Raw genomic sequence first — 13493 nt, forward strand, 5'->3', positions numbered from 1 at the left:
CTTCAAATAAAATTTAAAGTTATAAAAATTAAAACTATTGCCAAGCCAATCTTAAGAAGGCTATAATGATGTTTATACTCAGATAAAAATGAAAAAATTAATAAATAAAGTTTTATAAAAACTAATTAAAAAAAAGGATGACAATTGCTTATTTAGTTAATCAGTATCCCAAAGTAAGTCACAGCTTCATCCGCCGAGAAATTTCGGGGCTTGAAGCCTGCGGTATTCGAGTTGCCCGTTTTTCAATCCGCTCCTGCGAATCTGAGTTGGTTGATGAGGCAGACAAACTAGAGTTGGAAAAGACTCGATTAGTTTTAGGAGTTGGCAAGGTAGGCTTGCTATTTGGCTTGCTCCGCATTTTCGCAACTAAACCTGTTCGTTTCCTAATCGCTTTGGGGCTGACGCTTAAAATTGGCTTAGGTTCAGAGCGAGGTCTTTTGAATCATTTAGCTTACTTGGCTGAAGCCTGTGTTTTGCTGGGTTGGTTCTCAGAGTTGGGAGTAACCCACGTTCACGCTCATTTCGGGACGAACTCAACCACAGTGGCAATGTTGTGTCATGTCTTGGGTGGTGTTCCCTACAGCTTTACAGTGCACGGACCTGAGGAGTTTGATAAAGTTAAAGCGATCGCCTTGGAAGAAAAAATTAAGCGAGCGGCTTTTGTTGTCGCAATCAGTTCCTTCGGGAAAAGCCAGTTATATCGGTGGTGCGAGTATCAACAGTGGTCAAAAATTCATGAAATTCATTGTGGTGTGGACAAGATGTTTCTGCATCAGTCTCTTACCTCCGTACCGGATGAGCCACGGTTAGTTTGTGTCGGTCGGTTGAGCGAGCAAAAGGGACATTTACTTTTAATTGAAGCCGCAGGTCAGTTAGCGGCGGAGGGATTGCCGTTTAAGCTGGTATTAGTGGGGGATGGTTCCCTCAGACCTCAGATTGAAGCTCGGATTGCCCAGCTTGGGTTACAAGATAATGTTGAGATTACTGGCTGGGCTAGTAATGCTGAGGTTCAGCAACAGATTTTGGCTTCGCGGGCGCTGGTACTGCCCAGTTTTGCTGAAGGGTTGCCGGTGGTAATTATGGAAGCGCTAGCTTTAGGTCGTCCTGTAATTGGTACTTATGTGGCTGGGATACCTGAATTGGTGGAGCCTGAGGTTTGTGGTTGGTTGGTGCCGCCTGGGTCGGTTGAAGAACTAATAGCAGTAATGCGAAAAGTTTTGCAGTTGCCAGTGGAAACGCTGGAGCGGATGGGTAAGGCAGGAGTTGAGCGGGTTGCCCAACGACACGATGCAGCGAGGGAGGCTGGTAAATTAGCGGTGCTATTTCGAGCTAGCCTGGAGCCGTTATCGGAGCCAGAAATTAACTCTGAAAAAATTAAGGAGGTTCAATCAGTGAGTTGATTTTTTGTTTCGGCATAGCTGAGATGGGGGACGAAAGCCCCCTTACAATGCTCCCAGCATTCACGAAATCTAGAACCGCTAATACCTCAACGGCGAGAGCATTCCTATAAATTTCCTTGTTTAAAATTTAAAAAGTTCCATCCAGATGCAAAAATATCTCTCAAAACTATTCTATGTCCTGACAGGAACTAAAAGAAAGCTGGCTTTAATCCTGTTGGCATTCATCTCAACATCTGTACTCGAAGCCTTCGGTATTGGACTAATCGGTCCCTTTTTCAGCATAGCGTCTCGCCCCCAAGTGATTCAGGAAGTTTCTATCCTTGACGGGATTTATCAGAAACTAGGATTGCAAGAGAGTAGTCAATTTATTTTAATTTTAGGTTTAGTAATTGTTGTCATATTTTGTGTCCAATCCGCCTTATACTTTCTGGCTCAAACCTACATTTATAGGTACAGCTTCAATCAAAAAACTCGACTAACTTCTAGGTTGATGAAGTCTTATTTAGCAGCGCCTTACACATTTTATTTAAAACAAAACACAGCGGCTATTATTAAAAACATTCTGACTGAGACAAATACTTTTACTCAAAACAGTCTACAAGCACTGCTAATTTTAATCACCAACCTAATTGTTACAGCAGTTCTGTTAATACTACTGGCTTATACTAGCCCACTACTTCTAGTGATGATTCTGGGAATCTTAGTGCCTGTATTTTTATTATTTCAACGACTAGGAAACAAATTCCAAAACTGGGGTCAGATTCAATCCCAAACCCAGAGCGAGATGGTGCGCGTTATTAATCATGGCTTGGGAGGATTGAAAGAAACGCGGGTTATTGGGTGTGAAGAGTACTTTGAGAACCAAATGGATCGGGAAGCTCAGAAATATTCTAGAGCAGCCACCTTATTTCAAGCGGCTCAGTTGTTACCGAATATTCTGATCAAAACCTGTTTACTTGTTTTTGTGGTACTCTTCATCTCATTATCTCAAGTCTTCTTTAAGAATAACGGACAAGACTTAACCGCAGTGATGAGTGTTTTTGCTGTGGCTTCAGTACGCTTAATTCCAGCGTCGAGTCAGTTGATCCAGTCCATCGGCAGAATCCGAAATTCTAGCCATGCTCTTGATATGCTCTACTTGGATTTGAAGGAGATAGAGAAACGAGAGGTTTATGTTTACAAGAATAGGGAGTTATTGCCGGAGTCAAAGAACAATGGCTTGGGCAATTCTAGGTTTAATAAAAATCAAGCCATGACTTTCGTCAATCAAATTGACTTAACTAATGTTACTTACCATTATCCTGACATCTCAGAGCCTGCTGTTAAAGATATTTCTTTAAGTCTTAAAAAGGGTGAATCAATCGCGCTAATCGGTAAATCGGGAGCAGGTAAAACCACATTAGTGGACGTGATTTTAGGTCTATTGGAGCCGCAGAGCGGCGATATCCAGGTTGATGCTGTATCTGTCTATGACAATATCCGCTCCTGGCAAAATCTAATTGGTTATATTCCCCAGTCGATTTTTCTGATCGATGACACAATGGAGAGAAATATTGCCTTTGGTGTTGCCGACGCTCAGATTGACTCGGAGCGATTGCACAAGGCGATTAAAGCAGCACAGCTTGAGGAATTAGTAGAGCAACTGCCGGAAGGGATTAAAACTAGCGTTGGAGAAAGGGGGGTGCGGTTATCGGGGGGACAGCGCCAGCGAATTGGAATTGCACGGGCGCTTTATCATGAACGGGAGATTTTGGTGTTGGATGAGGCGACGGCGGCATTGGATAATGAAACGGAGAGTCGAGTGACTGAGGCAATTAAATCTTTGGCGGGGACGAAAACGATGATTATCATTGCTCACCGTCTGACTACGGTGGAACATTGCGATCGGGTTTATTGTTTGGAGAGGGGGCGTGTAGTTAAGTCGGGGAGTTATCAGGAAGTGGTTTTGGAAGGATGAGAAAGCTGATATCTATGGAAATTGACGTTAAATCTTCTGGTCAAAGATTGGTGAATTATTATTAAAAATTAATGGAAGCAAAACCGCGTTGGAGGTTTCCTGTAATGTTACCTAAAATCAGCGTCTTAATGTCGGTCTACAACGGCAGTAGTTACTTACATGAATCTGTAGAAACTATTATCAATCAAACCTTTACTGATTTTGAATTCATCATTATCAATGATGGTTCAACCGATAAATCTGAATCCATATTGCAAAAGTTTCAAAAGCGGGATAAACGTATCCAACTTATCAGTCGAGGTAATAAAGGACTTACAGCTACCCTGAATGAGGGACTGGGTTACGCTCAAGGGCAATACATTGCCCGAATGGATGCTGACGATATTGCTTTTCCAGACAGATTTGCCAAACAAGTCGAATTTCTTGACCAAAACCCTGACTATGTTGCCGTTGGTTCACGAGTCTTGCTCATCGATCCGGAGGGCTTGTCAATTTGTCCATTCGCTCAACAAACTAGTCATGAAGAAATTGATAATGAGCATATGGCTGGTCATGGTGGCTCAATCGTTCATCCGGCTGTCATGCTTCGTCGCTCTGCCGTGCAACGCATTAACGGCTATCGAGAGGAAATGCAAATTGCCGAGGATTTCGATCTGTTTCTGAGATTAGCAGAAATTGGTAGGCTCGCTAATCTTCCAGATATTCTATTGAAGTACCGTATGCACCCAGAGAGCATCGGTCATAGTCATCGCTTAGAGCAAAAACGGATAGCAAATTTAGCCGTTATGGATGCTCATCGCCGTAGAAAACTCGCACCCCCAACGAAGATAGACAGTGGAGGTGAACATCAGAGTTCACTAAGCGAACTTCACCGTAAATGGGCATGGTGGGCTTTAGGTGCAGGTAATGTGGCAACTGCCAGAAAACACGCTCTTCTCGCACTCACAAAAAAACCAGTTTCCAGCCAATCGTGGAAGGTGCTTGCCTGTGCTATGCGTGGATATTAGTTTCAGTTTAAAAAGAAGGTTTTTCAATGAAAATTACATTCATCCTTCCAGTTGCTAACCTTTCTGGAGGTATTCGCGTCGTGGCAATTTATGCCGAACGATTGAAACGTCGCGGGCATGAGGTATGCGTGGTTTCGATACCTCAACGGAGTCCAAGCCTTAAAGATAAGTTTAAATCCCTCCTTAAAGGCAATGGATGGCTCACAAATCAGAAGCCAAAGCCTTCCCACTTCGACAATGTAGATGTTCCTCACCAAGTAATTGACTCTCCTCGTCCGATCACAGATGCTGATGTGCCGAATGCTGACGTCGTTGTAGCAACTTGGTGGGAAACTGCTGAGTGGGTAGCGAATCTATCTGAAAGAAAAGGGGCAAAAGCCTACTTCATTCAACATCATGAAGTTCATGATTACTTACCTAAAGACAGAGTAGAAGCGACTTATTTACTTCCTCTACACAAAATCACGATCGCCGAGTGGTTGATTGATCTGATGAAAACTCGATATAGCGATCGCAATGTCTCCCTCGTTCCAAATAGCGTAGATTTTGAGCAGTTTTACGCGCCACCGCGTGGCAAACAAAGCATTCCTAGGGTCGGTATGTTGTATTCTAGAACTCCGTGGAAAGGGTGCGATATTACCCTTAAGGCTTTTTCTCTGGCTACCCAAAATATCCCCAATTTGCACTTAGTTGCCTTTGGAAGCCAAGAACCCCATCCAGATTTACCACTGCCCCCGGATACAGAATACATCGGTCAACCACCACAAACTACCATAAAAGACCTTTACGCCAAGTGTGATGCATGGCTTTTTGGTAGTCGCCTAGAGGGTTTTGGTCTCCCAATTTTAGAAGCGATGGCGTGCCGCACACCAGTTATCGGTACTCCTGCTGGTGCTGCCCCCGAACTATTGGGGGATGGTGCAGGGGTGTTGGTGAAACCTGAAGATTCTGAGGATATGGCACGGGCAATAGTACAGGTTTGCAGCCTCTCTGATAGTGAATGGCAGGCAATGTCCAATGCCGCCTATGCCAAAGTTAGAGGTTATACTTGGGATGATGCCACCGAACTATTTGAGGCAGCGCTATACACCGCCATTGAGCGCTGGCAACGGGGTGAGTTTTCCAGCACAACACTGCCAGAAGAGGTGAACTCACAGCAGACTCTGACTTAACTATACTTTGATCAATGACTTAGGAGTGCGATCGCAAGTGAGCAAAAACTCAGTTTGTCTTGATGCCCAGCAAACTCTATGACTCCTCAAGCGCAACTTGCCCTACTCCTCTGGATGCCAGTTGTTTTCTACCTGTTTACCGTGTTTACCCCTCGGAAAGCAGTCATTGTCAGCTTCATCGGAGGATTGCTATTCCTGCCACAGCGAACAGGATTTGCTCTGCCCCTAATCCCAGATTATGCAGGAATGGTGGCGACTTGTTACGGCATTATACTGGCTATCCTTGTCTACGATTCGCAACGCTTGAGTTCATTTCAACCAGGCTGGATTGACCTGCCGATGCTGATCTGGTGTATCTGCCCCTTTGCTTCATCAATCACAAATGGCTTAGGTGCTTACGATGGCTTGAATGAAACACTTTCCCAAATGGCAACCTGGGGATTGCCCTATTATTTGGGGCGGCTGTATCTAGGTAATCTAGCAGGACTGCGAGAGTTAGCCCTTTGCATCCTTAAAGGCGGCATGATCTACGTGCCTCTCTGCCTTTGGGAAGGTCGTATGAGTCCGAATCTACACTTGATGATTTACGGTTACTTCCCCCATTCTTCAGGTCTCAGCCAAGCAATCCGTTATGGGGGATATAGACCGAACGTCTTCATGCAACATGGTCTTATGGTAGGTATGTGGATGATGACGGTGGCGTTGGTTGCGTTTTGGCTCTGGAAGGCTGGGGCTATCAAGAAAATCTGGGGTGTTTCTATAAATTGGCTGGTGGTGGTGCTGCTGTTCACGGTTATCTGGTGCCGATCTACGGGAGCATATATGTATCTAGTGTTAGGGATTATCATCTTGTTCGCTGCCAAGTGGTGGCGTACTAGTTTGCCACTGTTGCTTCTCATCGTGGGACTATCCTACTACCTGTACACTGGAGCAACTGGAACGTTTCAGGGTGATGAGATTGTTTCCTTTATGTCGGAGAAAATTAATCCCGATCGAGCTGGATCATTAGAGTTTAGATTTGATAATGAAGAAATCCTTTCGGAGAAGGCGCGGCAGCAGATGACATTTGGTTGGGGAGGATGGGGACGCAATCGTGTTTATGAAGAGAACTGGCGAGGAGAACTCGTAGATATATCGGTCACAGATAGTTTGTGGATTATCGCATTTGGTGTTAATGGTGCGGTGGGTCTAGCCAGTGTAACAGCATCTCTGTTAGTACCTGCTGCTAGCTTTGGTTTGTTGCGTTATCCACCCAGAACCTGGTTTAACCCTAAAGTAGCACCAGCGGCTGTACTGGCAGTGGCTTTAGCGTTGTTTATGCTGGACTGTGTCTTAAACAATATGTTCAATCCAGTTTTTCCGCTCATTAGTGGGGGGATATCCGGAGTTGTACTCAAACAGCCAGAAAGCCTTAAGACAAAACCCTCTCGTCCAGCAGTAGCCAAGCGCTCCCTGCCGCGACAGAGACAACGCCTGAATGGGAAGCAATCTTTAGCCGTGGGAAGTAAGCTGTCTGATTGACTGAAATAAACAATCCTGATGGCACGGATGATAACTCCTGAACTAGCTAATTAATAAACGTTAGGCAATCGGAACTTAGAGAATTTTCTCATTAGACGACCTTCACAAGAAAAGTAAGATACGGAGATTGATTTATGAACCTAACTTCAAGTAATTACCTAATGATTTTGCAGGTAAACTACTACAGAATTCAAGGGAGTAAAATTGCTATTGAAAGTGCTTTTCTACAACATTTAAGATTGCTAAAGGCAAAACTTAATCCAGTATTCAGCCGATTGACCGTTGCGCTGGTCGAAATGGATGATGGAAGCTATGAGAAGCGCAAGAATTCTCTAGAAATTTTTGATGAAGAACAAGAAGGTATTTTTTGTAAAACCTTATATACCTCTCGGACTAACGAGCGAGATCCTCGCTTTATTGCCTTGAATTTTATTCCCGTATTTAAACATATTTACCAACTCGTAAAAAACTGCGATGTTCTGCATTCAGGGCTTTCTCACAATATTTGGTTTCCGACCAGTTTTATGGCGGTTTTATGTGCAAGTTTACTCAGAAAACCAACTGTCTATGTTGTCGATATAGACTTTAGAAATTCAGCTTGGATGTACTACAAAAGTGGTGAATGGTCTCTGAAAAGCTATTTGCTGTGTAAGTATGTTTATGACAAGTTTCGATCCTTACAAATTTGGGTTGCGATTTCTTTCTGCTCGCTTGTCCTATTAAAAGGTAGGAAAATGTGTGAGGACTATGGGCGAAGAAAAGCCCATGTAATAAACTTCTTGAATGCCGCTCATTCTGAAGAGCATATTATAGACAGCGAAACTCTTTCTAAAAAGCTCTCAACTATAAAAAATGAAGCAAACCTTTTGGAAGTTGTTTACTTCGGAAGACTAGTTACCTATAAGGGAATCGATCGGTGTATCCAGGCAGTTGCTCTAGCACAAAAAAAGACGAAACAGAAGATTATTTTTCATATCATTGGTTCTGGAGAGGAAAAGGAACAGTTGGTACAACTTACTGAAGAACTAGGAATGCAAAACAATATCCTTTTCCACGGTTCTCTACCATTCGGTCCGACTCTCTTCAAAAAATTGTACGAATGCCACTTGTTATTGGCTGCACCTCTTAGAGAAGACACACCCCGAAGTGCTCTCGACGCTATGGCAGCAGGGATTCCTATTCTTGCCTTTGATACTTACTACTATAAAGACCTAGAGGCAACAGGTGCTGTTACCGTGGTTCCGTGGTTATCCACCGAGCAATTGGCGGAAAAAATTGTTTCCCTTAACATCAATAGAGAGAAATTAGCAGATATGGCAGAAAAAGCAGTAGATTTTGCTAAAGACAATACACAAGAAATATGGCTGGAGAAGCGATTTAATTGGACAATTGAAAATATTAATGAGCATCAATTAAAGCATACATCCTGAATGCGAATAATCCATAAGTAAGTAATGAATTTAGTGTAATAATACCCATGCGCCTTGCTATTATTATCGTTAACTATCGCACTCCTAAACTGGTTATTGATTGTTTAGCTTCACTCCAAGGTGAAATTGAGGTGGGTTGTGATTCGGTGGTGGTGGTGGATAACGCCTCCGGTGACAATTCAGTCGAACAAATCGAACAGGCAATTAACCAAAACGAATGGAGTCAATGGGTACAAGTCTTGCCATCTCCCGTCAATGGCGGTTTTTCGGCGGGCAACAATCTGGGATTGAAAGCGGTCATAGCAGACGCTTACCTATTGTTGAATAGCGACACCATTGTTCGGGCTGGAGCAATTAGCTCATTACTAGAGGCTATGCAAGCCCATCCAGAAGCAGGCTTAATCAGTCCGCGCCTTGAGTGGTCTGATGGAACTCCGCAGATTAGCTGTTTCCGCTACCATTCTCCCGTCAGTGAATTGATTGATGCTGCGGCAACCGGACTGATAACCGAACTACTGAAACACTATGATGTACCCATTCCGGTCTCTGACATTCCGATAGAACCCCAGTGGACAAGCTTTGCCTGCGTACTAATTCGACGCGAGGTCATTGAGCAGATTGGCTTGATGGATGAGGGATACTTTATGTATTTCGACGACGTTGACTACTGTCGGCAAGCGAGAAATGCAGGCTGGCAGATTCTACACTGGCCCGCTGCTAGAGTCGTCCACCTGCGCGGGGGTAGTGGTCCGGTAAAGGCAGAGATGGCTGCCCGCAAACGTCCTCGCTCTTATTTGTATGCTTCGAGATCAAGGTACTTTACAAAGTTCTACGGTCTAAGCGGCGTGTGGATAGCAAACTTGTTTTGGCTTGCTGGTCGGAGTATCTCACTCCTGCGCGAGTTAGTGGGCAACAAAAAGCCCCATACCTGTGAATATGAGGCTCAAGACATTTGGATAAACTGGCGAGAACCCATGAAAACTCCCCAGCTACCTGAGATTTAAAGTTACTGACTTACCTTGCCCAGCACTCTGATTAAGCTACTAGTTAGGAACGATAACCTGTGAATAATGCCCCAGACTTTCTGATTATTGGCGCAATGAAATGCGCGACGAGTACCCTGCACGAGCAACTGGCTCTACAGCCAGGTATCTTCATGACTGAGCTGAAAGAACCCAACTTTTTCAGCAACGACGAAGAGTATGCCAAGGGAATAGAATGGTATTTATCTCATTTCAAGTCAGCCAGTCCCGATGATTTATGCGGCGAGTCAAGTACCCATTACACCAAGCTACCGACCTATCCCCATACCATCGAACGCATTCAAAAACACCTGCCCGATGTGAAGCTGATCTATGTAATGCGTCATCCGATTGACCGACTGGTATCGCAATACATTCATGAATGGACGCAAGGCGTGATTTCGGTCGATATTAATCAAGCGATCAGTAAGCATCCCGAACTGCTCGAGTACAGTCGTTATACTATACAACTGAAGCCATATTTTGAGACTTTTGGTCAAGACCGAGTCTTGCCAGTGTTCTTTGAAAGACTGCTCAAGCACCCGCAAGAGGAACTAGAACAAGTCTGTCGCTTCATCGGTTACAAGGATAAACCTGTTTGGGATACCGAACTTGATGCCAAGAACGTCTCAAGCGAGCGGATGCGCAAGAATACCTTACGAGACTTCTTTGTAGAAGCCCCCATCCTTAAAGACTTTCGACGAATGTTCATCCCCAAGAGCTGGCGCACTCAGATCAGAAGTTTGTGGACGATGAAAAAGAAACCAAAGATTGAGCCGCAACAACTAGAACACCTGCGGACTATTTTTGATGAAGATTTAGCTATCCTTGGCTCATGGCTGGGTATTTCACTATCCTGCGATAACTTCAAAGCCACAGCACAAGTCAGCTCCGGGAATTGGATTGATTTGTCCTAAACAGAGTGCCAGATAAACCGATGAAGACAACCCTTCAAGCAACAAATACGCCACAAATCTCTGCCACAGAACCAGATTGGAGCCGCGAACAAATTCGCCAATGGTGGGACTCCAGTCGTCAACTGCTTAAATCTATCCGCGAGTACCAAAAATGGCAAGCACACGGCGGGTTATTCGGACGTTTTTTCCGTTGTTGAGGGGGTTAAAATTGGCGATCACGTTGATATCGGTGCTGGAGCGAAAATCATTCGCCCTGTAAGTATTGGTGTACCTGCCTACGTTATCAATCCGCCAAATCTTCAAGATACATAGTTCTTTTGTTCGTTCAGAGTCGTCAGACAGTTCATGCTTTATCTATTTTTCATATCTATAGCATTTTGTGAATTTTTGGCTAAGTTTTAGTCACTTATAAAGTTCCGCATGATTTAATATTAGTTAACCCATTAATTTTTTAAGTTTAGGAGGCTGCAACCTTTAACTTCATTGGCTTAGAAGTCATATAAAAATTTTCATGAACATTATCCCAACTCAACTCCCTGATGTTTTAATAATCGAACCTCAAGTCTTTGGAGATGACCGGGGGTTTTTCATAGAAAGCTACAACAAGAAGGCTTTCAAGGACAAAGCAGGCATAGATGCTGAGTTTGTCCAAGACAATCATTCCCGTTCCACGCAAAACGTCTTGCGGGGTTTGCACTATCAAATTCACCAGCCTCAAGGTAAATTGGTACGAGCCATTGTCGGAACGGTGTTTGATGTGGCAGTAGACATCAGAAAAACTTCTCCTACCTTCGGTCAGTGGGTTAGCTGCCTCCTCAGTGCTGAAAACAAACGACAGCTCTGGGTGCCACCAGGATTTGCCCACGGCTTCTATGTCGTCTCAGAAGTGGCTGAGGTCATGTACAAAGCCACTGATTACTACGCTCCGCAATACGAACGGTGTATCTTATGGAACGACCCGGATTTAGCGATCGCCTGGCCCCTGACAAAAGACCCAATTTTATCAGCTAAAGATCAAGCGGGTCAACCCTTCAAGACAGCCGAGGTCTTCTCATGACGCGAATCTTGCTCACAGGCACAGCAGGTCAACTCGGTCAGGAACTGAAACAAAGCCTAGCCGCCTTGGGAGAAGTAAGAGATTTTGACCGCCAGATGCTGGATTTAGCCCAACCCGACAAAATTCGTCAGGCAGTCGCTGAAGTCAAGCCCGATTTAATCGTTAATGCTGCTGCCTATACAGCAGTTGACAAGGCTGAAAATGAAAACGAACTGGCTAACGCGATTAACGGCACGGCTCCGACTATCATGGCAGAAGAAGCCCAGCGGTTGGGTGCAGTCCTAATTCACGTTTCCACCGATTACATATTCGATGGTCGTAAAAATACTCCTTATACGGAAGATGATACTCCCAATCCCCTCAGCGCCTACGGTCAATCCAAACTTCTTGGCGAAGAGGGAGTGCAGCAAAAGTGCGATCGCTATATTATTCTCAGAACAGCTTGGGTCTACGGGGTTGGCGGTAAGGGAAATTTTGTCAAAACCATGCTACGACTAGGAGCAGAACGTGAAGAACTGCGGGTAGTAGTTGATCAGGTGGGTAGCCCGACCTGGACGAGGGATATTGCCCGCACCATTGCTCAACTCGGTCAAAAAATCAGCCCAGAACTTGGCAGTAATGGAATGAGTGCTGGTATCTATCACTTCACCAATAGCGGTGCAATTAGTTGGTATGATTTTGCCGTCGCTATCTTTGAAGAAGCCCAGCAGATCGGTTTCCCTTTGAAAGTACGGCAGGTTGTGCCAATTATCACCTCGGAATATCCCACACCAGCGCCTCGTCCGGCTTATTCGGTACTTTCTAGCCAAAAAATATCCGCTATCTTAGGAAATCACCCTCCCCATTGGCGCACAGCACTGCGGCAAATGCTTAAACAACTCTACACTCAAAACTAATTATGAAAGCACTTATTCTTTCAGGTGGTAAAGGCACGCGACTGCGCCCCCTGACCTATACAGGTGCAAAACAACTAGTTCCAGTTGCCAATAAACCAATTTTGTGGTACGGAATTGAAGCCATTGCTGCTGCTGGCATTACAGATATTGGTATTATTATTAGCCCAGAAACGGGAGAGGAAGTTAAAACTAAAACAGGAAATGGCGATCGCTTCGGTGCCAAGATTACCTACATTCTTCAGGATAAACCTGCGGGTTTAGCTCATGCGGTCAAAATAGCTCATCCTTTCCTAGAGAATGCCCCGTTTTTAATGTATCTGGGAGACAACCTGGTTCAAAGTGACCTGCGCCTATTCGTTGATCGCTTTAAAGAGAGGAATTTGGATTCCTTAATCCTCCTATGTACAGTTCCCAATCCCACTGCCTTCGGAGTTGCCAAGATTGACGAAGATGGGCGAGTGTTGGAACTTGTAGAAAAGCCCAAAGTTCCCCCCTCGAATTTGGCACTGGTGGGTATCTATATGTTCTCGAATGCCGTTCACAATGCGATCGCGAAGATCCAACCCTCCCCCCGAAGTGAACTTGAGATTACCGATGCGATTCAGTATCTGATTAATCAGCCCAACAGCAAAGTAGAAGCCCGTCAATTGGAGGGTTGGTGGCTGGATACGGGGAAGAAAGACGACCTCCTAGAAGCTAACCGCACTATTCTGGATGCTTGTCTTAACTGTACGGTTCTGGGTGAAGTTGATGCTCAAAGTCAGGTCATTGGACGGGTACAGATTGGAGCGGGTTCCAAAATCATCAATTGCACGATTCGCGGTCCGGTAACGATTGGTACCGACTGTCACATGGAAAACTCTTTTATCGGTCCTTACAGCAGCGTAGCTGATCACGTCACTCTGATTGATGCTGACCTTGAGCATAGCGTGATTTTGCAGGGCGCTCAGGTTGTAGGCATTCATCAGCGAATTGTGGACAGCGTGATTGGACAGCGAGCTCAGCTTAAGGTTGCGCCACGGCGTCCTAAAGCTTTGCGTTTCATGATTGGTGATGATTCTCAAATTGAGCTAGTTTAACCAATTAGGACAGTTATTTTCTGTAAACGAGAACA

Annotated in this window: 12 protein-coding genes; all 12 read left to right on the forward strand. The window is 44.7% G+C overall.

Going from position 1 to position 13493, the window contains the following annotated elements; all coding sequences use genetic code 11:
• Positions 1–137: 137 nt before the first annotated feature.
• The 12 genes from IQ257_RS07970 (at position 138) to IQ257_RS08025 (ending at position 13458) form a co-directional block, all read left to right on the forward strand.
• Positions 138–1400 carry a glycosyltransferase gene (locus IQ257_RS07970; protein WP_193873396.1) on the forward strand — a complete coding sequence of 421 codons (1263 nt, stop codon included), beginning with the start codon at positions 138–140 and terminating at the stop codon, positions 1398–1400.
• Between the two features lie 145 nt (positions 1401–1545).
• On the forward strand, positions 1546–3357 hold the full coding sequence (locus IQ257_RS07975) for an ABC transporter ATP-binding protein (protein ID WP_193873397.1): 1812 nt from the start codon (positions 1546–1548) through the stop codon (positions 3355–3357).
• 104 nt (positions 3358–3461) lie between these two features.
• Positions 3462–4364, forward strand: coding sequence for a glycosyltransferase (locus IQ257_RS07980; RefSeq protein WP_228060518.1), 903 nt, complete (start codon positions 3462–3464; stop codon positions 4362–4364).
• A gap of 26 nt (positions 4365–4390) precedes the next feature.
• Positions 4391–5536 (forward strand): glycosyltransferase family 4 protein, encoded by a 1146-nt coding sequence (locus IQ257_RS07985; protein WP_193873399.1) that lies wholly within the window; start codon positions 4391–4393, stop codon positions 5534–5536.
• A 78-nt stretch (positions 5537–5614) separates the two neighbouring features.
• Positions 5615–7057, forward strand: a complete 1443-nt coding sequence (locus tag IQ257_RS07990) for an O-antigen ligase domain-containing protein (RefSeq protein ID WP_193873400.1) — start codon at positions 5615–5617, stop codon at positions 7055–7057.
• Positions 7058–7191: 134 nt separating this feature from the next.
• Positions 7192–8487: a glycosyltransferase gene (locus tag IQ257_RS07995; RefSeq protein WP_193873401.1), complete on the forward strand. Its 1296-nt coding sequence runs from the start codon at positions 7192–7194 to the stop codon at positions 8485–8487.
• 47 nt (positions 8488–8534) lie between these two features.
• On the forward strand, positions 8535–9491 hold the full coding sequence (locus IQ257_RS08000; protein ID WP_193873402.1) for a glycosyltransferase family 2 protein: 957 nt from the start codon (positions 8535–8537) through the stop codon (positions 9489–9491).
• Between the two features lie 59 nt (positions 9492–9550).
• Positions 9551–10426 carry a sulfotransferase family protein gene (locus IQ257_RS08005; protein ID WP_193873403.1) on the forward strand — a complete coding sequence of 292 codons (876 nt, stop codon included), beginning with the start codon at positions 9551–9553 and terminating at the stop codon, positions 10424–10426.
• Positions 10427–10446: 20 nt separating this feature from the next.
• Complete coding sequence (locus tag IQ257_RS29915; protein ID WP_228060519.1) at positions 10447–10623, forward strand: hypothetical protein; 177 nt, start codon at positions 10447–10449, stop codon at positions 10621–10623.
• A gap of 314 nt (positions 10624–10937) precedes the next feature.
• Positions 10938–11483, forward strand: a complete 546-nt coding sequence (gene rfbC / locus IQ257_RS08015) for a dTDP-4-dehydrorhamnose 3,5-epimerase (protein WP_193873404.1) — start codon at positions 10938–10940, stop codon at positions 11481–11483.
• Positions 11480–12379 (forward strand): dTDP-4-dehydrorhamnose reductase, encoded by a 900-nt coding sequence (gene rfbD / locus IQ257_RS08020; RefSeq protein WP_193873405.1) that lies wholly within the window; start codon positions 11480–11482, stop codon positions 12377–12379. The genes rfbC and rfbD overlap by 4 nt, the downstream gene beginning before the upstream one ends.
• 2 nt (positions 12380–12381) lie before the next feature.
• Positions 12382–13458, forward strand: a complete 1077-nt coding sequence (locus IQ257_RS08025; RefSeq protein ID WP_193873406.1) for a glucose-1-phosphate thymidylyltransferase — start codon at positions 12382–12384, stop codon at positions 13456–13458.
• Positions 13459–13493 lie beyond the last annotated feature (35 nt).

This window comes from Coleofasciculus sp. LEGE 07092, assembly GCF_015207375.1.
Lineage (GTDB): Bacteria > Cyanobacteriota > Cyanobacteriia > Cyanobacteriales > Coleofasciculaceae > LEGE-07092.